The sequence below is a fragment of the Micromonospora sp. DT178 genome, from assembly GCF_049841695.1.
In the GTDB taxonomy this organism is placed as follows: domain Bacteria; phylum Actinomycetota; class Actinomycetes; order Mycobacteriales; family Micromonosporaceae; genus Micromonospora.
Map to the genome: position 1 here is coordinate 1 of NZ_JBNCKV010000073.1, position 302 is coordinate 302.

The 302-nt window shown below is 69.9% G+C and carries 1 protein-coding gene; it reads right to left on the bottom strand.

The annotated features are described in order from the left end of the window. A partial coding sequence (locus ACLQ22_RS32010; protein ID WP_425695603.1) for a ketoacyl-synthetase C-terminal extension domain-containing protein occupies positions 1 to 302 on the bottom strand: 302 nt, incomplete at both ends.

Below are 302 nucleotides of genomic sequence, written 5' to 3' on the forward strand. Positions count from 1 at the left end.
GCCAGCCGCTGCGCCTGCGCCTGCAACGCCACCTCGGTCTTGGCCGACAGCAGCCACGGCACCACCCCGCCCGGCAGTACCGGCGACTGCTGGCCCGAGGCCGCCGGGTCGGCCGGCGTGTCCTGCGACGACTCGAACGGTTGGGCCTCTTCGAGGATGAGGTGGGCGTTGGTGCCGCTGATCCCGAATGAGGACACTCCGGCGCGTCGTGGTCGGTCGTTGTCCGGCCATGGTGTGGCTTCGGTGAGTAGTCGTACCGATCCGGCTGACCAGTCCACGTGTGTTGACGGGGCGTCCACGTG